We start from the raw sequence: 22,846 nt of genomic DNA on the forward strand, positions 1-22,846 counted from the left end.
ATCTCCGGCAGGGTAACGGATTCTCCGGGGAATTGGAATGTCCCGGCAGGCAAAAACCTATCGATTCCTGCAAAGAACATTGAATGCACGGGGACTGCCGGACAACCCGATTCGCCGGTTTCATCGGTGGTAGTGGCGGGATCATGCGATTTGGTGTCCATTCTCCCGCTTGTCTTTTTCTGCTTCACGTGGCAGATCCCCCCGGTGATCACTCATCTCGTCAAGGATCGTTTCGGACGGCCTCTCTCGCGGGAAGTCCCGGTGCGGTTGCGACCTGTTTTCGAGGATTTTCACCTTCTGAGGATGGGCGGTGACTATGAGTATCCCCGACACCGCCACACCAACCACGAAGTCATTCTGGTGGAATCCGGACCCTATCGCTGTGAACTGAACGGTTCGGAACTGGAGCTGCGGCACGGGGAGGCGCTCATCATCAAGCCGGGAGACTGGCACCAGGATCATCTCCGGAACGGTCAACGTCATTATGTCGTTCATTTCCGACTCGAGACAACCGGGGCGGGTCAGGCGCCGCCGCTCTTTCTTCCGGAGGTGCACCCGAGCCGGCAGATCGTGGGCGGCAACCACATCGCCAACGCAGCACTGCTTGATGAACTGAAGCTGGAGGCGGAGGCGCAGAAGGATCATGCCGGTGCGATCCAGGACTGTCTGCTCGAGGCCTTCTTCTGGCGATTGGTCCGGGCGCTCGACCCGAAGGCGCTCAGCAGTCAGATCCGGCGCCTGCACCGGGAGGAAGCAACGAGGGAGGCGCTCATGCTGGCCATCGACCGGCTGAGTGAAGGGCCGGCCTCGATCGGTGTTCTGGCCGCCGCGATGAACATGAGTGTCCGGAAACTGAATACCATCTGCCATGCCTTCCTCAGGAGGACGCCGGCGCGGGCCCTGCTGGAGGCCCGCCTCCAGCGGGCCGAGGATCTGATCCGCTACCAGGGCCTGTCGATCAAGGAAGCCAGTGACTCCCTGGGCTTCGCCAACCCATTCCACTTCTCCCGCATTTACCGCAGGTTGAGGGGCTCATCCCCATCAATCCTGAAAAGGCAGCAACGTCGAACGGCACCAAGTTAGGGGGTATTCAGGAGGGATCACGAGATGTAGCCGCGGCAGTCTCTTGCCGCGTATCCACGTTGACACGCCCCAAGAGACTGGGTTCGGCAGGCTCACCACAGGTGGGGCGACTACACCAGACAAATACACCAACAAGAAATGCCAGTTCTGAGCCAAAGAATCTGCCTATCTTAGTGCCATTCGGGTCAATCGTGAATCGTGCCAGGCCACGCCCGGCCCGGGAAATAAGCAGGGCCTGCCTTCGAAGGGGGGCAAAGCGGAATTATCGCACTGAAAACCGGTATTCCGTGGTCGAACGACAGGTCTTGCCGGGTTCGAGGATGATGCTCGGGAATTCCGGTTGATTCGGTGAGTCGGGAAAGTGCTGGGTCTCCAGGCAGAAGGCGCTCCACTTCGGGTAAGGCTTCCCGGCTTTTCCGATGAGGGTGCCGTCGAGGAAATTGCCGGTATAGAACTGAACGCCGGGTTCGGTCGTCCAGGTCTCCATGATCCGACCGGACTCGGGCTCGGTGACGGTGGCGGCAAGGATCGGTTCGTCGGGATCGGTGGCGTCGATCACGAAGTTGTGATCGAAACCGCTCCCCAACCCAATCTGTTCGTCGGAGCTCCCGATGTCCCGGCCGATTGGTTTCGTGGTGGAGAAATCGAACGCCGTCCCGGCCACGGGCCGGAACTCACCGGTCGGGATCATTCCGGGGGCGACCGGCGTGTAGCGACTGGCCCGGATCATCGCCAGGTGATCGAGGATGGTGCCGTCGCCTTCTCCCTTCAGGTTGAAGTAGGAGTGGTTGGTCAGGTTGACCGGGGTGGGTTTGTCGCCCGTCGCCAGATAATCGATACGGAGAGTGTTTGTATCGGTCAGGGTGTAGGTGACGTAGCACTCGAGATTCCCCGGATAGCCCTCCTCGCCGTCCGGACTCAGATAGCGGAGACGAAGGGCGGGACCGCCGTCGACAAGGCTGGCGTCGGCCTCCCAGAGTCGCTTGTCGAATCCCCGCCTCCCGCCATGCAGATGGCATGGGATCTGTTGGGGGTTGTCGTTGGTGACCAGGTTGTAAGTCTCACCACCGAGGTCGAAGCGCCCGCCGGCGATCCGGTTGCCGACCCGGCCGATGATGGCGCCGAAGTAGGGCGAACCGGCGAGGTAGGGAGTGAGGGAATCGAAGCCGAGGACGACATCCGCGGCGACACCCCGGCGGTCGGGGACGAACAGATGGGTGACGATGCCGCCGTAGTTGGTGATCCGGACCTCCATCCCATGGGCATTGCGCAGGGTGAAGAGGCGGGCGGTCTGGCCTTCAGGGGTCGGGCCGAAGTCGGTCTGGGTGATCGGATTCATGATTTGAGCCAACCGTATCCTACCAGAACAACCAGTAGAGGGCGAGGGTGGCTACGACGACGACCCCGCCCCAGAGCTTGGCCGATTTCGAACTCTCCAAAGCGATGATGTCGGTGACGGGCATGACGACCGGCTGCTTCATCGGATTGATCAGCCGGATGAGGGTGAGGACGAGGAGGACGATGCCGAAGCAGATGGCCATCCGGTTGAGGAAGGCAATCTGCGGGGCGAAGATCTTCAGTCCCCCATAAAGAACAATATTGAGGGCAATCCCGACCCACCCGACGTAACGCGGAGCCTTGTGGACGAGGAAGCCGAAGATGAAGACCGAGAGGATGCCGGGGCTTATGAAACCCTGGAATTCCTGGATGAAGGTGAAGATGCCGCCGAAATGCGGGCTGCCCAGGGACGGGGCGATCAGGCAGGCGATGAGGACAAAGACGACAACGAAGACACGGCCGGATGTCACCAGCTGGTACTGGGTGGCGTTCTTCTTGACCTTGGTGAAGATGTCCATCGTCGCGATGGTCGAAGCGGAGTTGAGCATCGAGGCGAGCGAGGAGACGACGGCCCCGAAGATGGCGGCGAGGACAAACCAGGTGATGCCCGGCTTGAGCAGGTTCTTCAGGAGGGTCGGGAAAGCCGCGTCGTAGTCGTAGCCGATCAGCCGGGTGGCTGAGGGAATCTTTGCGGTTGCGGCCGGCTGCATGGCAGTCTGGTTGGCGGCAAAGAGCAGATCGGGATCAGGGGAGAGGTCGACGGGCACCGCACTTCCGGTCACCCCGGCGTTGTGGGCGACGATCCGTCCGGCCAACTCAGGGTTGAGCTCGGCAAAGTTCTCCGAAAAGGGAAAGACCTTCTGGGGAGCGCTGGCAAACTCTGCGAGAATCCGTTCGTTCTTGATGTCGGCCTGGCTCTTCAGGTCGCCGTTGAAAAGGTTGAAGGCAAGGATCCCGGGAATGACGACGACGAATGGAATGAGCAGTTTGAGGGCGGCCGCAAAAATGATGCCCTTCTGGCCCTCGGCCAGTGATTTTGAGCCGAGGGTTCGCTGCATGATATATTGGTTGAGTCCCCAGTAGAAGAAATTGGGGATCCAGAGGCCGACCAGAAGGGCCGTCCAGGGGATCTCCGGGTCGTCCTTGGGACGGACCATGTGAATCTTGCCGCCGGAACCATTGGGTCCGCTGACCGCGATGGCTTCCTTGTCGACGCCGTCGTTGAGCAATTTGAAGCGGCTCCAGGCGCCGGCGGCCTCGAGATCCTGAACGGTGGCCGACGAATTCTCGACCTTGGTCAGGAAGAGCTCCTCGGCGGGCTTGGATCCGAGTTCCTGGAAGGCCAGGAACATGACGAGAGCGCCTCCGGCGATGAGCGATGACCCCCAGACGAGGTCGGTCCAGGCGCAGGCCTTGAGGCCACCGATGAAGACGTAGACTGCGGCGCAGGTCCCGATCAGCCAGCAGCCGACCGTGATATTGCCGAGGTCGAGGCCGAGCAGGGACGTGTCCTGGAAGAAGACGCTGACAACCTTGGCCCCCGAAAAAATGACGGAAGCGGTCGGGACGCCGACAAGGATGACGAGGGTCGCCACGGCCATGATGAAGCGCGAGAAGGGTCCGTAGCGGTATTCAAGAAATTCGGGAATCGTGTAGATCCCGCAACGCAGGAGTTTGGGAAGAAAGAGAAAGGCCACCACGACCAGGGTGATCGCCGCCATCCACTCGTAGGAGGCGATGGCCATCCCCAGCCAGTCGGCGGCCTTGCCGGACATGCCGACGAATTGTTCAGTGGAGATATTGGCGGCGATCAGCGAAAAGCCCACCAGCCACCAGGTCAGGCCGCGGCCGGCGAGAAAGTAGTCGCTGGCACCGTGTTCGCTCTTCAATTCCTCCTTGCGGCTTTGCCAGATACCGAGGGTGATCACGCCGACAACGGCAACGACAAAGAGGATGACATCGAGTGTGCTCATGGAGGGATTTGATGGGGGTTGGAGGGCGCGGAATTCTGCCGGATGTGCGCTCGGGCGGTCAATCCCTGAACAGGAGATGGCGGGAGTGATGGGCCGGCTATTGGGGATCGATTGAGGATGGGTGGGTTTGGCGTATGGATCGAACGCGCCCTGAAGACTTGCCTCAAGCGCCGGTGACGGCGCATGCTTTCGGTCTTCGCTTCAATCCCTCTACCGATGAGCCTTCACACTTTCAGGACGGTTACGGAATTCGTCTCAACCGCGGTTGTTCCGGACCAGGGTCGAACCGGGACCTGGGTCGGTCGGGTCTGGGTTCCGGCCGCCATGGCGGCGGATGGGCTGGCCGGTCCCCGGGTGGTGGTCTTGCGCGAAGGTCGGATCTGGACGACAGGCCACCAGACCATGGCCGCGTTGATCAATGACACCGCAACAGAGGGGCTTTCCGCAAGGGAGGGCGAATGCTTCGGCGATCTCGACGAGGTGCTGGAGAACAGCCTCTTTTTCAATCGGGTCAACCGGTTGCAGGACGAGAATCGTGTCGTCCTGCTTGCCCCCAACGATATTCTGGCGACGAAGGCCTGCGGAGTGACCTTTGTCCGCAGCCTTCTCGAGCGGGTCATTGAGGAAAAGGCCCGCGGTGATGCCTCGCGGGCCGGGGAGATTCGGGCCATGATTCTGGATACGCTGGGCGACGACCTTTCCAGGGTGATTCCGGGCTCGCCGGAGACGGACGTTCTCAAGGAACGCCTGATCAGGGCCGGTATCTGGTCGCAGTATCTGGAAGTCGGCATCGGCAAGGATGCGGAGGTCTTCACCAAGCACCAGCCGATGGCCTCTGTCACCTACGGGAACCAGATCGGGGTGTTGCCGGATTCCAAATGGAACAATCCTGAGCCCGAGATCGTTCTGGCGGTCTCCAATCGCGGGGTGATCCGGGGAGCCACTCTCGGCAACGACGTCAACCTGCGTGATTATGAGGGCCGCAGCGCCCTCCTGCTCGGAGAGGCCAAGGACCAGAACGGGTCGTGTTCGATCGGGCCATTCATCCGCCTCTTCGACGAGACCTTCGGTCTGGACGCAATCACCCGGATGGAAGTGGAATTGCAGATTGTCGGAGAGGACGGATTTTCCACAGGCGGGCGCAACCGGATGAGCGAAATCAGCCGTTCGCCGGAGGCACTGGTCGCCCAGGCGATCGGTCGCCACCACCAGTATCCGGACGGCCTCGTCCTTTTCCTCGGCACCATGTTTGCCCCGACGGCGGACCGTGGCGGGGCCGGCGAGGGTTTCACCCACCATGTCGGTGACCGGGTGGAGATTTCAACCGAATCCCTTGGCAAGCTGGTCAATTGGGTCAACCATACCGACGCCATTCCCCGATGGGAATACGGGGTTACGGAACTGATCAACTATCTGGTCAAAACCAAGACGAAATCATGAACCTGACAGGCCTTTCAATCATCGGAGCGGGACGCGGTGCGACCGGCGGCGAAGTCTTCCATGGCATAAACCCGGCATCCGGCGAAACCCTGCCGACCGAATTCCACAGTGCGAACGGGGCCGAAGTGGACCGGGCCGCCCGTCTCGCCGAGAACGCGTTCGATGGCTATTCCGCTCTGACCGGCAAAGAGAGGGCGGCCTTCCTCCGGCAGATTGCCGTGAATATCGAGAACGCCGGCGATGCCATCCAGGCGCGGGGGACACTCGAGACGGGACTTCCGGCCGCGCGTCTGGCCGGGGAGACCGGGCGGACGACCGGGCAGTTGCGGCTCTTTGCCGACCTGCTCGAGGAAGGCTCCTGGGTCGATGCCCGGATCGACCCCGCGCTGCCCGACCGCAAGCCCCTGCCCAGGTCCGACCTTCGCTTCATGCTGCGACCGGTCGGTCCGGTCGCCGTGTTTTGCGCGAGCAATTTTCCCCTGGCTTTCTCGGTGGCGGGCGGCGACACCACTTCCGCCCTGGCCGCGGGATGTCCGGTCATCGTCAAGGCCCATCATGCCCATCCGGGTACATCGGAGATCGTCGGCCTGGCCATCGCCGAAGCGGTCCGTAGCTGCGGCCTGCCCGAAGGCACGTTTTCCATGCTCTACGGATCGGGCCGGGTGGTCGGTCAGGCCCTGGTGAAGCATCCCTCCGTCAGGGCGGTGGGCTTCACCGGTTCGCGTTCGGGCGGCCGGGCGCTCTTTGACCTGGCGGCGGCCCGCCCGGAACCGATCCCGGTCTATGCCGAGATGAGCAGCATCAACCCGGTCTTTCTTTTGCCCTCGGCCCTGGCCGGGGATCCGGAGACGCTGGCGACCGGCCTGCATGGCTCCCTCACGCTCGGGGTCGGGCAGTTCTGCACCAATCCGGGATTGATTCTCACCGGGAAGGGCGGGGCATCCGAAGCGTTCCAGTTGGCCCTGGCCTCAAAGGTCAAGGCGACCGCCCCGGCCACCATGCTGCACCGGGGTATCCGCGATTCGTATACCGAAGGGGTCGGCCGGAAGTCGTCAAACGACCGGGTGAAGCCGGTTGCGCTGGGCGAATGTGACGGAGGAGCCGGCGGCAGTGACGTGATGCCGGCCGTCTTTGCGACGGATGCGGCCGCCTATCTGGAGGACCCTTCATTGGGTGAGGAGGTCTTCGGGCCGTCGACTCTCATTGTTGAGAGTTCCGGCATGGATGAGATGATCCGGATCGCCGAGGGACTTGAAGGGCACCTGACTGCCTCTGTCTTCGGGTCGCCGGAGGAACTGGCGGCGAGCGGTCGATTGCTCGCGGTTCTGCAGAGGAAGGTCGGCCGGTTGATCTTCAATCAGTTTCCCACCGGGGTCGAGGTATGCCACTCCATGGTTCATGGGGGACCGTATCCCGCCACAACCGACGGGCGGTCCACTTCGGTCGGCACCGCCGCGATATTCCGTTTTACCCGACCGGTCTGCTACCAGAATTTTCCACAGGATGCGCTTCCGGCGGAGTTGCAGGATGGTAACCCGCTGGGAATCATGCGGACGGTCAACGGTGAGCGGGTAAGGGGGGAAGTGTGAGGAGCGCTTAGGGATCGAGGCGTAAAGCCTCTCCTACCTATGGATGCTCAGGGCAATGCCGCGGAATAACCCTCCACCAACAGGCGCTGGTGCTGGCGGATCTGTTCCTGGTAGAGGGGGTCGTCGATCCGGTTGATCTGTTCCCAGGGGTCGATGGAGAGATCGTAGAACTCGCGTTGAGCTGGCGGGGTTTCTCCGGGCAGGCGGGTGTCCGAACGCCACTCCGAGTAGCGGAAGTCACGGGTCCGGACCGACCGTCCGAGTCCGCCGATGCCGATCATGGAAAAGGCCGCCTTCTTCCACGGTCGATCGGGCACGTCGAGCAGAGGAAGGAAGCTGGTCCCTTCGAAGAGGGGTGATTTCCTGATGCCCCAGAAGTCGCAGAGGGTGGGCACGACATCGACCAGCTCGACGATCGCGTCGGAGGATTGTCCATTGGCCGGGGCTCCGGGAACCCGGACGATGAGGGGAACCCTTGTGGATTGTTCAAAGAGGGCGTACTTGCTCCAGAGGCCGTGCTCGCCGAGCTGAAAACCGTGGTCGGCAAAGAAGACGACGATGGTCCGGTCGGCCAGACCGTTGGTCTCAAGTGCATTCAGGATGATGCCAATCTGGTGGTCGACGTAGGTGGAGCAGGCGTAGTAGGCGGCGATGGCCAGCCTTTCCCTCTCCGGGGTGGGCCCGTATTCTGGATACAGCCCGTTGAAGATGTCATAGTTGCGGCCGTTCCGTTTCGCGACGGCCGGGATGCCCTCGTCGAGGGAGGCGGGAGCCGGGGTCAGGGCCATTTTGTCCGGGTCGTAAAGATCGGTGTATTTCTTTGGTGCAAGCAACGGCGTATGGGGCGCGTAGAGCCCCACGGAAAGAAAGAAGGGCGTCTCATTCCGTGCGTAACCCTCGATCAGGCCGGCCACGCTGCGGGATATGCGTCCGTCTTCCATCCATTCCTCGGGCAGGCCCGAGTCGCCGAGTTGCTCGGCGTGGAGTTGCTGGAACGGTTTGCGCAGTTCCCAATTGTCGGGGGCGCCGGCGGCGAGGCGGGTGTTGCGGTCCTCGAGCAATTGGACCAGACGGGAGGAGACGGCAGGGTCCGGCAGGAAACGAACCTCGTCCTCTGGGTGAACCGGGGCGCCCTCGGGCGTGGGGGTGAGGTGGATCTCGCCGTCGAAATGATGCGGACGGTCGTAGGAATGGGTGTATTCCAGATAATCATAGCCCCGGGCGAAGCGTTCGGCATCGGTCCATTTGTGGACAATCTTGCCGACGGTGGCGGTGTGGACGCCTTCCCGCTGGCGCAGGATTTCCGCCATATTGGGGGCCCCTTCGGGAACGAAGTCATCCATGTCGTCACCGTTGCCGAAAACACGGGAAGAATCCGGCCGCAGGCCGGTCACAAACGACGAGCGCGACGGATTGCAGACCGGGGCCTGGCAGTAGGCGCGGTCGAAACGGAGTCCATTCGCGGCGAGCCGGTCGATATTGGGCGTCTGAACAACGGTGTTGCCGTAGGTGCCGATAGCATCGGCCGACCAATCCTCGACCACGATCATGAGGATGTTCATCTCCCGGGTGTCCGGCAGGTCCGGACGGGCGGCGAGAGTGGAGGCGGTGACGAGCAGGATAGGGATGAAGAGGTAATCTCTCATTGTCGTGCGGGGATTCGTTTGTCGTGGAAGCTGCAGTCACGGCAGTCTCTTGCCATATCCGAAGGTTGATGTTCCACGGGAATTCGGGTCGTCTGCAGGGGGGGGAGCAACGAGGATGGATTATGCGAAACGGGTGGTGTCATTCAAAAATAACATTCCGGATGAATGGGTTGGTTTCGATGTCCGTTTGCCCGAAGCCTTGCAGCAGAACTCCGTTCATGGTGACCTGACGGAAGATCAGGTTGGCGAAGGAGCCGACATCATTCAGGCCAAGGATGCGGATGCCGACATCGGCGGGATCGGCATTGATCCGAATGTTCTCGAGAAGGAGATTGCGAACTCCGCCGCCCCCGGCGCCCCAGACTCCTGCCGGGTTGATTTCGAGTGAGAGGAAGCGGTCGTGATGGATGCGGATGTTGCGGATGGTCACGTTGGTGACGAAGACGGAGCCGCCGTGTTTGGAGGCGAGAAAGCCCTTGTTGGTCGCCCCGATGCTCTCGCAGTCCTCGATCAGGACATTGTCGCAGGTTTGCGCTCCGTTCCAGGTCAACATGATGTCCCCGCCGTTCTTCTGGCCCCAGAAGATCGTATCCCGAACATGGATATCGCGAACGATGGTCCCGGTGATGCGTTGGGTCTGATCCTCGAGCGTTTTGACCTCTCGGTCTTCGGAATCGTAGAGGCCGGTGATGCAGACGCGGTCATCGCTGCCGGCGATGAAGCAGTCCTCGAGCAGGACGTTGCGGCTGTAAAGGTGGACTCCGTCGTTGTTGTTCTCGCCGAAGCCGAGGAGTTTGAGGTTGCGGATGACGATGTCGTCGCAATTGGCCACCTCGAGCTGATAGCTCGGACTGTTGATGACGGCGTAACCCTCGAAGCGGAGATTGCGGCAATCGCGGAAGAAGGCGCCCATCGCGTCGCCGAACCACTCGGCCTGGAGAGGGTCTTCGCGGCGTGCGTGGGGTCGAAAGGCCTGGGCGAAAAGACCGTTGCCGATGATGCGGATGCCATCCTTGCCGACGCAGTGCAGCGTGGCAGTGACAACGGCACCACCGGAGAGGTGGAGGGTCTTGATCCCGTCGACGAACGGGTCCCAGGCCCGGCCAAAATCATGGACGCCGGGACCGAGGGAGAGCACGGTGGGGTCATCGGGGTCGATCTTCTCCTCCGGGGGGGCTTCTGCGCTGATGATGAACCAGTTCTCGCCGAGTTCCTCGAGTTCGGCCGTCAGGAGGAATTTCGCCGGTTGGTCGAGCGTGATCCGGAGGGTGGTCGGGGAGGTTTGCTCGACCTTCCGGACCAGGGGTTTGATCGAGAACGATGTTATCGGCCGGGCCGTGGTGATTTCGACGACGGCCTCCGCATGGGCGAAGGCAAAGCTGACATAGGAGCCTCCTTTGCGGGCGAACCCGTATTTGTTGAACTCAAGCTCGAAACCGCGGTAGACAAAAGTGTCCCGGCCGTTGACCGAGAGGTCGAAGAGGGGTGACTCTTCGAGGCCTTCGACCGTGCTGAGATCGCCCGGGGAGGGATGGATGATGAGAAGCGGCTCGTCCTCGGCCCGGCCGGGGGTCAGGGCTGCGAGGGTGAGCATCAATGCGAAATGCAGATAGTTCATCGGTTGGGTGGGCGGATCGAAAGATGGGAACGATGTCGCAACGCCGCTGGGTCGGCGCTCGGGTCGGTCATGAGGGCGCCTCGACACAGCGAAGTGGCTATAATCTGAAGGCGTGAATCCATCGGATGTTTTTCAGAGGACGACGCTGAAGAGGAAGACGAAGAAGAACATCCCGGCGAGGGCGATGGCCCACCAGAGGGTGACACTGTTCCACCAATGGGTGCCCAGGCCTCCCTTGAAATCCATCTTCTTCCAGTTGAAGGTGAGATCATCGCTGACCTTTTCCGGACTCGGGGGCGGTGTGATCAGGGCCGAAGCAGTGCAGACGATCATGCAGACGGCCCAGACGAGCATGCCCTGATTGGCAAAGGGCATCATCCAGTCAGGGAGCGCACCGCCGAATTCGAGGATCTTCAGGGTGATGGCGAAGGCGAAGGCGACGATGCTGGCCAGCAGGGCGTCGAATCCGCTGACCCGCCGCCAGAGCGATCCGAGAAGGAAGGTGGCGGAGAAAGGCGGAGCGAAAAAGACGTAGAGCATCTGGATCCAGACGAAGAGATTCATCTTCTGGACGGTGGCCAGGAGGATGGCCACGCCAATGGAGAGGAGAAGGATGACAATGCCGGCGAGGCGGCCGACGATGACCTCCTGCCGCTCGGTCGCCTTCGGATTGATGAACATCCTGTAAACGTCGAGAGTGAAGACCGTCGAGGTGGAGTTGAGGACGGAACAGACGGTCGACTGGATGGCGCCGAAAAGGGCGGCGACGAGGATACCGACGAGGAAGACCGGAACCAGTTCCTTGATCATGAGGACGTAGGTTCGGTTGGCCTGATCACTCATTACCGCCCAATCGCCGCTCATCAGGAAGTCCGGTTTCATGGCGAAGAAGATCAGACCCGGGACGACGACAAAGAAGGGCAGCAGGAGCTTGAGGAAGCTGGCGAAGACCATGCCCATGCGCGCGTGGTACATGTCCTTTGCGGCAAGAACCTTCTGGATCATGTGCTGGTTGATCACGGTGTACCAGAGTCCGATGTAGAAGAAGCTGAAGACCCAATGGGTCCAGGGGGTGGCGTAGTGGTTGATCGGTTGGAGCAGGGTCAGTCGGTCATAACTCTCGGTCGGCCCGGCCCCCTTGAAGATATTGGAGGCGTTTGCACTGATCCATTGGGCGGCCCATTCGACCTTGCCCTGATTGATCTCAATCGTGTTGATGGCGCCCGCGATCAGGCCGTCGCCATGCCCCATGTGGATGAGGCCGAGGACGGTGACGCTGAGCCCGCCGAAGACCATGATGCCAATGGTCAGGACGTCCATCAGGGCGATCGATTTGAGTCCGCCCCAGATGGCCCAGAAGCCCGAAAGAATCGCGATGACCACGATGGCGAGGATCTCGTTCATCCCGAAGAATTCGGTCAGGACGAAGGCGCCGCCGTAAATGACCGGTCCGAGGAAGGCGACCACATTGACGAGGAGAGTGACGCCGGCGAAGACATTGCGCATCGGCCGGTTGAAGCGCTTCTCAAGGAACTCCGGAGCGGTGTAGACCCTGGAACTGAAGAGGTAGGGGATGAAGAGCCAGATCAGGAAGGTAAAGGCGATGACCGTGCTCCACTCCCCGGTGGCGACACAGAGTCCGTAGATGACGGCGGCCCCGATCAGCCCGATGAAGTGCTCCGTCGATATGTTGGCGGCGATATAGGAGCTGCCGACCACGTACCAAGGGAGGGACCGGCCGGCGAGGAAGTAGTCGGCCGCGCTCTTTCCTTTCTTTCGGCCGGCAAAGTAGCCGATGAGGCTGAGGCAGAGGAAATAGCCGAAGAAGGCGACGTAATCGAGGAAGTGGAGGACGGAGGCGGGTTTGTCCATCGGTCTGGTGAGGGGTTCTGGGCAGCGCCGGGATGCGCCGTGGAAATCGCGATCCTAGACCGCAACCGGTCCTCGGCAAGCAAGGGGCCGGCTCCTCTTGTTGGACAGTCAAGCTAGTGGACCCGCAACGAAGATCTGTCTGACGGGGGTGCGGGTGACTCAACTCAACCCGCAGGAGACGATCCGCTGATTCAGAACCGCCCGCTCAATGACAGGGCGACGATGGGGGCGGGGTCGAAGTCGGACCGGGCAAGCCTGTTGCCCGTGGAGTTCTCCAACTCGATGGATCCGCCAAAGAGAAATCCGCCGTAAAGGTCGAGGGTCAGATTTTCTGAGAGCGGACGGGTGGCCCGGACAAAGAAGGGCACGCTGTTGTGTTCACCAATTCCGTTGGGAACCGGACCGTCATCCGCGAGGCGGAAGCGGAACGAACGGTAGGCCCCGCCGATGCCGAATTCCCAGGTATCTGTCTTGTAGGCGACTTCCAGACCGGCGGGACCGGCCGGTCCCGGGCGAAACGGGTTCTGCAGGGTCCAGCCGGGCGCGAACTCCCAACGGATGGCGAGAAAGGGAAATCCACGGGTGTCCTCCAAACCGGTGAAGAGACCCGCACCAAGCCCGATCGTCAGGGTCTGGCTGACTTCCCGCGTAAAGGAGAACACTGCACCGAAGGTGAGAGAGTCGCTGAAGGAAGCTGAGGACTCTCCGGATGCAGTGATCGAGGGTGCGATCATCAACTGCCAGTCGTCACCGAGGGGAGAGCCATAGTAACCTGCGAGGGTCAGGGTGTTGACCGTGTCCCAGGGCCCCGTTTGTCCGAGACCGGTCGTTCCTCCGAAGTCGTAAATGTCGGCCGTGTAGCCGAGGCTTCCACCGGCCGAACGACCCTCTCCGAGGCTGCGGAGAAGATCGAACTTGAGTCCGGCACTGGTCAGGCCGATGTCGCCACCCTCATCGAGGTCGGCGGCGAACTGGTGGATGGCCACGCCTTCCAGCCGGCTGAAGGTGGTTCCAGCCGGTAGTTTCCCCACCGGTTGGGCTTGGATTGCGCTGGCACCCAGGAGGGTGAAAAGGACGGCCGCCGCTCCTGCTATTCTAAAAGATCGAGGCGTGCAGCTCTGTGAATGGAAAAGTGAGATCATTGGCAAAGTGTGAGTGTCGGGTTTTACGCCCGAACCGGGGATGGAGATGCCGGGGCGCCGGGTCGAGACAAACAGTCCTGGCCGGCGCATCGGTGTTCCAGCGGGACTTCGGAGTTGGATTCGGTGTCGGGCTGGATGACCGCGTACGCCTGACGACGATTCAACGACGTGCCCGGACCGGCTGCGCAGCCCCGGGAATGGCCCGCTGGATCAGCCGGACCACGTCATCAAGTTGTCCGCGGCTTTCGAATCCGATGGTGAAGGCGTCGACACAATGCAGGCCGAGCGCAAAACGAAGACAGGCCGCCCTGTGCTCGGCCAATTTGCCGTTGCCGAGAATCTTCATTCCGAGAACCGCCTTTTTCGCCTGCTTCATCCGTTCGAGCACCACGACGACCCGATCCGGCCCCGCATCCATGTTGAGCCCCCCCGGGTTGATCCGGGCCAGATCAACCTCCACCCACGCCTCGTCGACGGTCGCCTCGAGGGCACTGAAGGTATGACACGAGACGCCCTTGAGTCCGACGATTCCCTCGGCCTGGGCCTCGGATATCACGTCCATGACCCCGCGCATCTGCCCGGGCCAGGTGGGCGAGGTCATGCAGTGGAGCAGCAGAATATCGATGTGATCGGTTCCCAGTTCCTGGCGAAAGCGGTCGAGATCCCGCCGCATTGCCTCCGGGGTCTCTGCCACGGTCTTGGTCAGGATGACAATCTTGTCGCGGGGAACCTGTTTGAGGGCTTTTCCCACATGGGGATGCGAGCCGTATTGGTCGGCCGTCTCCCAAAAGTTCAGATTGTGCTGATGGAAAGCGTGGAGGTAGAGATCGCTCAAACCCTTCAGCCCCAGTTTGCGGGTTTGTTCCGAGGATCCCAACCATCCGTCGGTCCCGGAGCCGACGGCAAGGCGGCTGACCGAGAGCTGACGTCCTTTCGGGCCGATCGGGATGCGGTCGTCGGCCCGGCAGGGGCCCCGCGCTTCGGCTGCCGTGGCGGCTCTGGCGAGAAGCTCCGGCGAAGCACCGTCCGGAAAGAGATTACGGGCCTGCTCGGCAAAGAAAGCGGCCACTCTTGAGAGGGTGGTCATGGCAAAGTAACTTGGGGATCGACGCGGAATTGGCAACTGAATCGGAGAGATGGGCACAGGCATCACCGATTTCGACCGGGTTCCGGCGATTCACGGAACAACCGCAGCTTTTTCCCGTCGGGAAGGCGCCGTTGCCGGTCCTCCCCAATGCTGTCCCCAGGAATGGAAGTCGGAGAGGAAGGCGGTTTGTAACGTATTACGTTACAAACCGGATCGTAGGCTCCACTTTCTGGAACCTTCCGAACGGGGAACGGTTGTCCTCAGGTGTCCGTCAGGGGGCGGGTGGCTTGAACGGGGTTCGCGGATCGAAGTGTGCCCGGATGCCGCCGGAGTAGGTGGTGACATCGTATCCGTTTTGTTGGAGGATCCGTGCTCCGAAATAGGCCGTCTTGCCCAGGGCGCACACGGTGACGACCGGTCGGTTTCGATCGATCTCATTGAGCCGTCCGCGGAGCATGGCGAGCGGGATATTGATGACGGTCCTGTCGGGAATGGGATAACCCTTGACCAGGACAGGTGGGCGCAAGTCGAGGATCTGGGTGCTTTTGTCTTCCGGCAGGGTGTCGGTCATGGTGACGAGACCATCATCGGCGTTGGTGGCCGTGAAGCCGGCCAGATTGACGATGTCCTTGGCGGCGCCGAAAGGAGGCGCGTAGGCCAGCTCGAGGTGGCAGAGATCATCGATGGTAAGACCTCCGGCGATGGCGGTGGCGAGGACATCGAGTCGCTTGTCGACGTCCTCGAAGCCGGTGACCTGTCCGCCGAGAATCCGTCGGTTCTCCGGATTCCAGAGGAGCTTGAGGGTGAGTGGTTTTGCTCCGGGAAAGTAGCCGGCATGGTGCTGATCACCTACCGTGACGGTGTGATAGGGCAGTCCGGCCGCGTTCAGTCGTTTTTCGGTCCATCCGGTAAGACCGGCGGCCACTTCGAAGACCCGGACAATGGCGGTCCCGAGTGATCCGGGATAGGGACGCGCGCGGCTGCCGAGAAAGATATGATCGGCCACGACTCGACCCTGACGGTTGGCCGGGCCGCCGAGTGGGACCACGACCGGGGTTCCGGTGATGAGGTCCTCGGTCTCGACCGCGTCTCCGGCGGCGTAGACCGAAGGAGCCGATGTCTGCATGAAGGCATTGACCCGGATATGTCCGCGAGGGCTGACGTCGAGCCCGGCCCGGGTGGCCAATCCGGTATCGGGTCGGACGCCGATCCCCAGAATGACCAGATCGGTTGAAATGCGGCGGCCCGATCTCAGGAGACAGCCGAGTTTGCCTGATAGGTCCGCTTCGAAGGCGGCGATGGGGTCGGCGAGGGCGAGGTCGATCCCGTTGCGCCGGAGTTCGTCCTCCATCAAGAGGGTCATCGGTCGGTCGAGAGGCGGGAGAACCTGGTCGCACATTTCTACCAGGGTGACCTCCTTGCCGATCCGCTTGAGCTGTTCGGCCATTTCGAGTCCGATAAACCCTGCACCAATCACCGTGACATGAGAGGCAGTCGATGCCTTCAGTTTGACCCGATCCATGTCTTCGAGCGATCGGAGCGTCAGGATACGAGGGTCGTCGATGCCCGGCAGATTCGGGCGGATGGGGGAGGCGCCGGTGGCGAGCAGGAGATGGTCGTAGGGGATGATCTCGGCTTTTCCAGTCGCAAGGTGCGTTGCCTCGAGTGTCTTCGTCTTGAGGTCGATCCGGGTCGCCTCGGTCCGGACCCGGACATCGATATTGAGCAGGGCCTTGAGCGTCTGGGGGGTCTGGACGGCGAGGGCAGCGCGGTCGGGGATTTCGCCTCCGATGAAGTAGGGCAGGCCACAATTGGCGAAAGAGACATCGGGTCCGCGTTCGATCAGGATGATCTCGGCCGACTCAGCGAGTCGACGTGCACGGGCGGCGGCGGAAGCACCGGCGGCCACACCGCCCACAATGACGAAGCGGATGGGTCGATCCGGGGTGGAAGTAGAATTTGTGATCATTTTCAGTTTGGTTTATTAGAAAAGATAAATGCGCATATGCGTATTAACAAGAATAAATTGAGCCACGCCATCAGGAGTGACAGGCTCGGATCGGCCGATAGCCATCGGTTATCTTGACCCTCCGGTCGGCGACTGGATAGCGTTCCAGCCTATCCGGATGGCGGATTTGCGTCATCACCTCCATGACCCAACCGATCGATCGTCTCCGCAGTGAACCCGAGCCCATCCACAGTTCCTGGGACGATCTTCTGGAAGGCGTGGAGACCCCTGGAGACTGGCGGGCTCGCAAGGCCATCCTGCACCGCCTTTATCTAGAGCTCATCCGCGACGACCGGAAACCTGTGAAGCCGCCGCTGGACCTGCGGGTTCACGAGGTCGTCGATGTGGAGGGGCTCTACGAGCGCCGCCTGATCAGCTACGCGGTGGAGAAGGATGAGCGGGCGCATGCATTCCTGGCCATTCCCCATGGGCTCACGGCACCCGGGCCGGCAGTGGTTTCGCTGCACGGCACTTATGCGCGCGGCAAGGAACGCGAGGCCGGGCTGGAAGAGAACCCGGAGAAGGCTTTCCTTGATCAACTGGCCCGGCGCGGCTACGTGGTGATCGCACCGGATCATTTCGTGGCGGGCGAGCGCATCCCGCCCGAGGGCCCCTACGATACGGCGCGGTTTTATCAGAAGCATCCCGAGTGGACGGCAGTGGGCAAGGCGGCCTTTGAGCATGCCATCGCGATCGATGTACTGGAGACGCTTGGCGAAGTGGACGCTGCGCGCATCGGGGTGCTCGGTCATTCGCTCGGAGGACATGGGGCCTATTTCCTGGCGGCTTATGACGAGCGGGTGCGCGTGGCCGTGTCCAATTCCGGCTGTGCTCCCTTTCGTCAGAACAGCAGGGTCGAGGCGTGGGCGCGGGACCATTTCTATATCTATTTTAAGCCGATGCGCGCCGGGTTGTTGCAGGGCAGACTGCCACCGATCGACATGCATGAGATCATGGCGTTGATCGCGCCGCGGCCCTTTCTCGACCTGTCCGCGCTGAACGATCTGATCGCCGGAGACGACCCGCAACTCGCGGGTTGGACCTACCGGCAACGAGTGTTGATGCTGATGAAGGTCATGGATGTCTACGAACTTGAAGAGGCCGCGGCCAACTTCGCGTTCTATGCCCATGGTCAGGGACATGCGGCGCCCCACGAAGCCCGGCAGCTTATTTGCGGATGGCTCGACAAGCACCTGAAGGATCCTGCCGCGACAGGTGCGAGCCTGGTCCGGGACAGCCGCTTCGCCGACCTCGGTCTGGCCTCTGCGGTTTCCGAGAGTCGCGGGGTGGCTGCGCTGCGTGATTCTTCGGGTCGCCAGCTTGTCCTCACCCTGCTGCTCGATCTCAGTCCACTGGGATCGCTGCTGGTCACGGAGGTCGAGTCGGGTGAGACGGAGCAGGTTTTCTTTCCCGAGAGCACGCGATCGGATATCTGGGCCGAGTGGGCCCCTTATGCCTCAATGTTGAGTGGGAACGGGCGCTTCTACACCTTCGCCGGCAAGACTCTTCTGGAGTTCGATCCGGACCTGCGGGAGTTCACCTTTCACGGTGTGCCGGCGGCGGGCGAGTCCTGTTATGTGGAGACCGCCATGGTGGACGGTCCGGATGGCCGGATCTATGCCGCGAGTCACCCCAACGCGCGACTGGTATCATTTGACCCGGCGACCCGGGAACTCCGGGATCATGGTCAGCTGGACCCGGCCGAGCATTACCCGAACAGTCTCGCGTCAGATGCCGACGGTTGGATCTATGCCGGGATCGGTTCGGCGCGTTGGAACTTCGTCGCCTATCATACGGATTCCGGCGAGACGCGGTCGCTCCTTTCCGAGGCGGAGCGGGGTCAGGGAACGGCGGTGGTCCGGGCGGGGGTCGACGGCGTGGTCTATGGAGAAGCCGACGGGCGACGTTTTCGTCTGGCGGATGGAGGAATCCGGGAAGTTGATCCGGAACAGGTTCCCGGAACGTTGCCGATCCGCGCCGGTCGTTTCCAGAACACGGTGGCAGTACTTCCGGACGGACGACGCGCCATCTGCCAATTGCCCGAACGTCGTCTGCTGATCGAAGGGACCGACGGTGATGGCACTCTCGAAATCGAACTCATGTTCCGTTCGGGCGGCGCAGTCGTCACGACCCTGGGAGTGGGACCGGATGGGAAGATCTACGGAAGCACCGCACACCCCATGCATTTCTTCCGCTATGACCCGGTGGCGCGCGAGGTTTGCGACCTCGGGGCAATCAAGGCGATCGGAGGCGGGAACATCTGTGCCTTGGCCGCGCAGGGTCGGCACCTGGTCGGCCCTGCCTATCCGTGGGGAGATTTCTATCTCCACGACCCCGACAGGCCATTTGTGCCCGAAGACTCGGTTGAGCCCAATCCTCGAGTGCTGGCGCGGTTTGAGCGGCACATCTCGCGGCCACGGACCTGCCTCGCCCATCCCGATGGCGTGCATGTGGTATCCGCGGGTTTCATGGACTACGGGCAGGTCGGCGGCGGGCTGGGTATTGTCAATCTGGAGACCGGCAAAAAGACTCTCCTGACTCACGAACAGGTCGTCCCACGGCACAGCACGCATACGCTCAAGGCTCTGCCCTCGGGCGATCTCGTGGGGGGAACCAGCGTTCATGCGCCGGGCGGAGGCCATGCGACCGAGCCGGAGGGGCTGCTCTACCTCATGGATTGGGCGAGACGCGAGGTGGTCTTTCGGACCGTGCCCGTCCCGGGTGCGCCCGAGGTCTTCAGCCTCGAGGTGGGCGCGGACGGCAGGGTATGCGGACTCGCCACTGGTTCGCAGTTTTTCGTCTTTGATCCGGTTGCCCGAAAGGTGACGGAGCGGCAGGACCTCTCCGCTCTCGGCGAGTTGGTGAGACCGGCCCTGGCTCGAGGTCCTGACGGGGTGATTTACGGAGTGCTCAGCAGGACCGTGTTCCGGGTGGAGCCATCGGACCACCGGATCACCGTCATCGCGGAGTCTCCGGTGCCGATCACGGCCGGTCTCGCGGTTCTGGGCGGGAAGATCTATTTCTCATCCCGGGGGAGCCTCTGGAGTTGCCGGTTGTAGGAGGCCTCTCAACCTCTCCGGGACCCGACCGGGCTCAAGTCCGCGGTCGGCCGATCGCTTCCCGGGTGGCTGATGATTTCGGCGATCTCGAGGTCGCGGGTCCGGGCGAGACCCCAGACGACGACTGCACATCCGGCGGCGAGAAAGCAGAGGGTTCCGGCAAAGACGAAGGCGACCACGTAGCTCTTGGTGGCGTCGAAAAGAACACCGCCGACGACGGGACCGAGGATGCCGGCGACACCGTAGGCGGTGAAGATCCAGCCGTAGTTGATGCCAAAATGCTTTGAACCGAAGTAATCCGAGGTGGCCGACGGGAAGAGGGCGAAATTCCCACCGAAATTCAGGCCAACCCAGGCCGAGGCCAGAAAGATGGTCAGGGGCGAACGGGCACTGACCAGGATCATGAAGGCCATGCCCTGGGCCAGGTACATCATCATCATGGCACGGGGGCGATCGATGAGATCGCTGATCTTGCCCCAGAAGATACGACCGAGGGCATTGAAGATGGCGAGGATGCCGACCGGCTCGACGAAGCGGCCGAATCCGCCCATCCATTCGGGAGCGAATGACTGACCGTGAAGGATGCCGGTCATCATCGGTTTCCACTGGCCGATGGCCATCAGTCCGGAGGTGGCCCCGAAGATGAAGGTCAGCCAGAGCATGCAGGCCAGCGGGGTGTTCAACATGGCCGGCCAGTCGACGTCGCGTCCGGGCTTTTCATTGGCCTTGGCCGGAGTCCATCCTTCCGGACGATAGCCCTCGGGCGGATTGCGCAGGAGCATCGCCCCGAGGAGGACGGCGACGAGGCAAACCACACCGTGGAGGATGAAGAAGGCCTTCCATCCAATCCCGAAACCCGAACCCTGGCTGATTCCGAGACCGACGAGAACGATCTGGGAGAGTCCGATGGCCTCGCCGGTTTCAGCCGGTGGGAGGACGAGGGCGGAGGCGGGTCCGGCAAAAACCAGCGCGCCGGCACCGAATCCGGCGACGGCCAGGCCGCTGATCAGACCCTTCTTGTCGGGAAACCATTTGATGGCGGCGGAGATCGGGCAGACGTAAGCCATGCCGATGCCGGCCCCGCCGATGATCCCGTAGGTCAGGTAGAGAGCCCAGGGACGGTCGCCATTGACGAGAAGGGCGCCGAGAAGGAAGGACAGCCCGAGGAGGATGCCGCCGATCGTGGCGACTTTACGGGGGCCGATCCGGTCCTGCAGCTTGCCGGCCGGGATCATCATCAGGGCAAAGGTCGCCAGAGCGGTCGAGAAGGCCCACTGGGTGGTGGTGCGGTCCCATCCGAACTCGTTCTCAAGGGGTCGGACGAAGACGCTGAAAGCGTAGACAGTGCCGAGGATGACCTGCACGATGAGGGCTCCGACAATGACGGTCCAGCGCTTGGATTGTGATTTCGTTGTCATGACTGATCGGGTTTTGGGCTGTCGCTGAGGTTTGGTTTCTCCGAGGGTCGTTTCAGGCGTGGGTCGCCGGTGTTCACCAGACAAAGACAAGGGAACTCTGGATACGGTAGCCATCTTCCGGACCGTCACTCCAGGTCGTCTCCACCAGGGTTCCTTCGAGGATGGCCGAGAGTTCCGGCGTGAAGGCATAGATCGCGTTGCCGAACAGGGACGTGCTCTTCTGGAAGAATTCGTCATCGACGAGGTCGTCGTTGTCGGGATCGTCGATGCCATAGCCGACGTGCACTCGGACGGCGGCGGCGGCCTGGAGACCGAGCTGAAGGAAACCGCCCCGGGTGTGGATGGGTTCGCCTCTCAGGTTGAAGGCCCCGTTGCGGTGAAGGAATTCGGCCCCGATGCCCTTGCCGGAATAGATCTCCCCGTTCAGGGTGAGGGCTTTCCAGGGAATGGAGAACTCGGCGGAGAGCAGATCGGGGGTCACGGACCGGCCTTCGACATCGCCATTGCGGACCGCTCCGCCAATCGCCAGGGTTGCGTTCTTCTTGTCGTCAAGCAAACGGCCCTGCAGGCGGAGGCCTGCGGCCACCCAGGGCATGACGAGATCGCAGCTCAACCCGTGTTCGATGTCTTCCTCGTCGCGGCACCGGAAAGTGGATACGAAACCGCTGAAATCCTCACCGAACTGCTGGGTGGCGGTGATCTGCGGGATCCGTCCCCAGAGGTTTCCATTGTAGCCCATGATGGTGAAATTGGTCGTCGACGGATTGGCGGTCGCGATAGGCAGCCAGTCCTGTCCCACCCGGACCGAGGTCTGGCCATTGGTCAGGTCCACGTAGGCCAGACGGATGCGCAGGCTGCCGCTGCCGCTGCTTGGAGCGCTGCCGTAGAAGTCGGTTTCGACTTTGGCGGCGGTCTTCCAGTCTCCGAAAGCCGGGCCGTCAACGGCGATGCCCAGACGGGTTTCCCGCGCGGTGAAGGTGGACTGGGCATCACCGTCGGCATTCCTGGGGATGTAGAGGATGTACTCATCCGACCCGAAATTGTTCGAGTCGTAGATGGCATCGAACTTGACCTTCCCGTAGAAGCGCAAAGGGAACTTCGAAGTGGCGGCGGGAGCCGACGCTCCGGCTGGCGGCGGCAATGCCGGGGGAGGAGAACCGAGGGAAGCGGGAGCAGTTGCCGATGCTTCCCTTTCCTTCATCGTGGTCAGCTCTTCCTGGAGGGCGGTCATCTGGATGTGCATCTCCGCCATCCGGGCCTGCAATTCGACGAGCCGGGCTTCCATCTCCTCCATGGAGGGCGCGGCGTTGGATAGTGGGGCCGAGGCCATCAGGGCCAGCACCAGGACCGGGAAGGGAATGCTCCGGTTCTTCATGGATCAGATCAATGTCCTCCTGAATTACGCGAACTTATACTAATTCGGAGTAACATTAGATAATATTAGTTGTGCGTTTGCAAAAATCAATGGTTCAATTCATGTTTTTCATTTCTTCGATTGAAGACGTTCGATTCGCGCTCCGGGAGCATGAGTCGCTCTGGACAGGCGGGATGGTTGGTGATCAGCGTCTCTGGA

The 22,846-nt window shown here is 61.8% G+C and carries 14 protein-coding genes; 4 read left to right on the forward strand and 10 right to left on the reverse strand.

The annotated features are described in order from the left end of the window. Positions 1-204 precede the first annotated feature (204 nt). The gene (locus R3F07_05215; GenBank protein ID MEZ5275759.1) at positions 205-1,083 is read left to right on the forward strand and encodes a helix-turn-helix transcriptional regulator; all 879 of its coding nucleotides are present in this window, start codon (positions 205-207) and stop codon (positions 1,081-1,083) included. A 262-nt stretch (positions 1,084-1,345) separates the two neighbouring features. Here R3F07_05215 and R3F07_05220 read toward each other — a convergent pair whose 3' ends face one another. Both R3F07_05220 and R3F07_05225 read right to left on the reverse strand, forming a co-directional pair. Then, positions 1,346-2,422: an aldose epimerase family protein gene (locus R3F07_05220; protein ID MEZ5275760.1), complete on the reverse strand. Its 1,077-nt coding sequence runs from the start codon at positions 2,420-2,422 to the stop codon at positions 1,346-1,348. Between the two features lie 19 nt (positions 2,423-2,441). Next, positions 2,442-4,394 (reverse strand): sodium/solute symporter, encoded by a 1,953-nt coding sequence (locus R3F07_05225; protein MEZ5275761.1) that lies wholly within the window; start codon positions 4,392-4,394, stop codon positions 2,442-2,444. A gap of 216 nt (positions 4,395-4,610) precedes the next feature. Here R3F07_05225 and R3F07_05230 point away from each other — a divergent pair, with 216 nt between their 5' ends. Continuing rightward, on the forward strand, positions 4,611-5,834 hold the full coding sequence (locus tag R3F07_05230) for a fumarylacetoacetate hydrolase family protein (protein MEZ5275762.1): 1,224 nt from the start codon (positions 4,611-4,613) through the stop codon (positions 5,832-5,834). Beyond that, positions 5,831-7,423 (forward strand): aldehyde dehydrogenase (NADP(+)), encoded by a 1,593-nt coding sequence (locus R3F07_05235; protein MEZ5275763.1) that lies wholly within the window; start codon positions 5,831-5,833, stop codon positions 7,421-7,423. The genes R3F07_05230 and R3F07_05235 overlap by 4 nt, the downstream gene beginning before the upstream one ends. A gap of 47 nt (positions 7,424-7,470) precedes the next feature. Here R3F07_05235 and R3F07_05240 read toward each other — a convergent pair whose 3' ends face one another. The 6 genes from R3F07_05240 to R3F07_05265 all read right to left on the reverse strand — a co-directional run bounded on the left by R3F07_05240 (position 7,471) and on the right by R3F07_05265 (position 16,757). Then, the gene (locus R3F07_05240) at positions 7,471-9,069 is read right to left on the reverse strand and encodes a sulfatase (protein ID MEZ5275764.1); all 1,599 of its coding nucleotides are present in this window, start codon (positions 9,067-9,069) and stop codon (positions 7,471-7,473) included. Positions 9,070-9,208: 139 nt separating this feature from the next. Next, on the reverse strand, positions 9,209-10,687 hold the full coding sequence (locus tag R3F07_05245) for a glycosyl hydrolase family 28 protein (GenBank protein ID MEZ5275765.1): 1,479 nt from the start codon (positions 10,685-10,687) through the stop codon (positions 9,209-9,211). 132 nt (positions 10,688-10,819) lie between these two features. Then, positions 10,820-12,559 (reverse strand): sodium/solute symporter, encoded by a 1,740-nt coding sequence (locus tag R3F07_05250; GenBank protein ID MEZ5275766.1) that lies wholly within the window; start codon positions 12,557-12,559, stop codon positions 10,820-10,822. A 191-nt stretch (positions 12,560-12,750) separates the two neighbouring features. Continuing rightward, positions 12,751-13,590, reverse strand: coding sequence for a hypothetical protein (locus tag R3F07_05255; protein MEZ5275767.1), 840 nt, complete (start codon positions 13,588-13,590; stop codon positions 12,751-12,753). A gap of 271 nt (positions 13,591-13,861) precedes the next feature. Next, positions 13,862-14,788: an aldo/keto reductase gene (locus R3F07_05260; protein MEZ5275768.1), complete on the reverse strand. Its 927-nt coding sequence runs from the start codon at positions 14,786-14,788 to the stop codon at positions 13,862-13,864. Between the two features lie 271 nt (positions 14,789-15,059). Next, positions 15,060-16,757 carry an FAD-dependent oxidoreductase gene (locus R3F07_05265; GenBank protein ID MEZ5275769.1) on the reverse strand — a complete coding sequence of 566 codons (1,698 nt, stop codon included), beginning with the start codon at positions 16,755-16,757 and terminating at the stop codon, positions 15,060-15,062. A 182-nt stretch (positions 16,758-16,939) separates the two neighbouring features. Here R3F07_05265 and R3F07_05270 point away from each other — a divergent pair, with 182 nt between their 5' ends. Beyond that, entirely contained in the window at positions 16,940-19,855 is a 2,916-nt protein-coding gene (locus R3F07_05270) for a dienelactone hydrolase family protein (protein ID MEZ5275770.1), read from the forward strand. 8 nt (positions 19,856-19,863) lie between these two features. Here R3F07_05270 and R3F07_05275 read toward each other — a convergent pair whose 3' ends face one another. Together R3F07_05275 and R3F07_05280 are read right to left on the reverse strand one after the other, a co-directional pair. Further along, the gene (locus R3F07_05275; GenBank protein ID MEZ5275771.1) at positions 19,864-21,273 is read right to left on the reverse strand and encodes an OFA family MFS transporter; all 1,410 of its coding nucleotides are present in this window, start codon (positions 21,271-21,273) and stop codon (positions 19,864-19,866) included. Between the two features lie 73 nt (positions 21,274-21,346). Then, positions 21,347-22,648 (reverse strand): DcaP family trimeric outer membrane transporter, encoded by a 1,302-nt coding sequence (locus R3F07_05280; protein ID MEZ5275772.1) that lies wholly within the window; start codon positions 22,646-22,648, stop codon positions 21,347-21,349. Between the last annotated feature and the right edge of the window lie 198 nt (positions 22,649-22,846).

This window comes from Opitutaceae bacterium, assembly GCA_041395105.1.
In the GTDB taxonomy this organism is placed as follows: Bacteria; Verrucomicrobiota; Verrucomicrobiia; order Opitutales; family Opitutaceae; genus B12-G4.

What these genes read in the sequence shown, in the direction of transcription:
- R3F07_05250 (MEZ5275766.1), bottom strand. Translation starts at nt 12,559, where the DNA reads ATGGACAAACCCGCCTCCGTCCTCCACTTCCTCGATTACGTCGCCTTC.
- R3F07_05225 (MEZ5275761.1), bottom strand. Translation starts at nt 4,394, where the DNA reads ATGAGCACACTCGATGTCATCCTCTTTGTCGTTGCCGTTGTCGGCGTG.
- R3F07_05260 (MEZ5275768.1), bottom strand. Translation starts at nt 14,788, where the DNA reads ATGACCACCCTCTCAAGAGTGGCCGCTTTCTTTGCCGAGCAGGCCCGT.
- R3F07_05240 (MEZ5275764.1), bottom strand. Translation starts at nt 9,069, where the DNA reads ATGAGAGATTACCTCTTCATCCCTATCCTGCTCGTCACCGCCTCCACT.
- R3F07_05280 (MEZ5275772.1), bottom strand. Translation starts at nt 22,648, where the DNA reads ATGAAGAACCGGAGCATTCCCTTCCCGGTCCTGGTGCTGGCCCTGATG.
- R3F07_05230 (MEZ5275762.1), top strand. Translation starts at nt 4,611, where the DNA reads ATGAGCCTTCACACTTTCAGGACGGTTACGGAATTCGTCTCAACCGCG.
- R3F07_05275 (MEZ5275771.1), bottom strand. Translation starts at nt 21,273, where the DNA reads ATGACAACGAAATCACAATCCAAGCGCTGGACCGTCATTGTCGGAGCC.
- R3F07_05245 (MEZ5275765.1), bottom strand. Translation starts at nt 10,687, where the DNA reads ATGAACTATCTGCATTTCGCATTGATGCTCACCCTCGCAGCCCTGACC.
- R3F07_05220 (MEZ5275760.1), bottom strand. Translation starts at nt 2,422, where the DNA reads ATGAATCCGATCACCCAGACCGACTTCGGCCCGACCCCTGAAGGCCAG.
- R3F07_05265 (MEZ5275769.1), bottom strand. Translation starts at nt 16,757, where the DNA reads ATGATCACAAATTCTACTTCCACCCCGGATCGACCCATCCGCTTCGTC.
- R3F07_05270 (MEZ5275770.1), top strand. Translation starts at nt 16,940, where the DNA reads ATGACCCAACCGATCGATCGTCTCCGCAGTGAACCCGAGCCCATCCAC.
- R3F07_05235 (MEZ5275763.1), top strand. Translation starts at nt 5,831, where the DNA reads ATGAACCTGACAGGCCTTTCAATCATCGGAGCGGGACGCGGTGCGACC.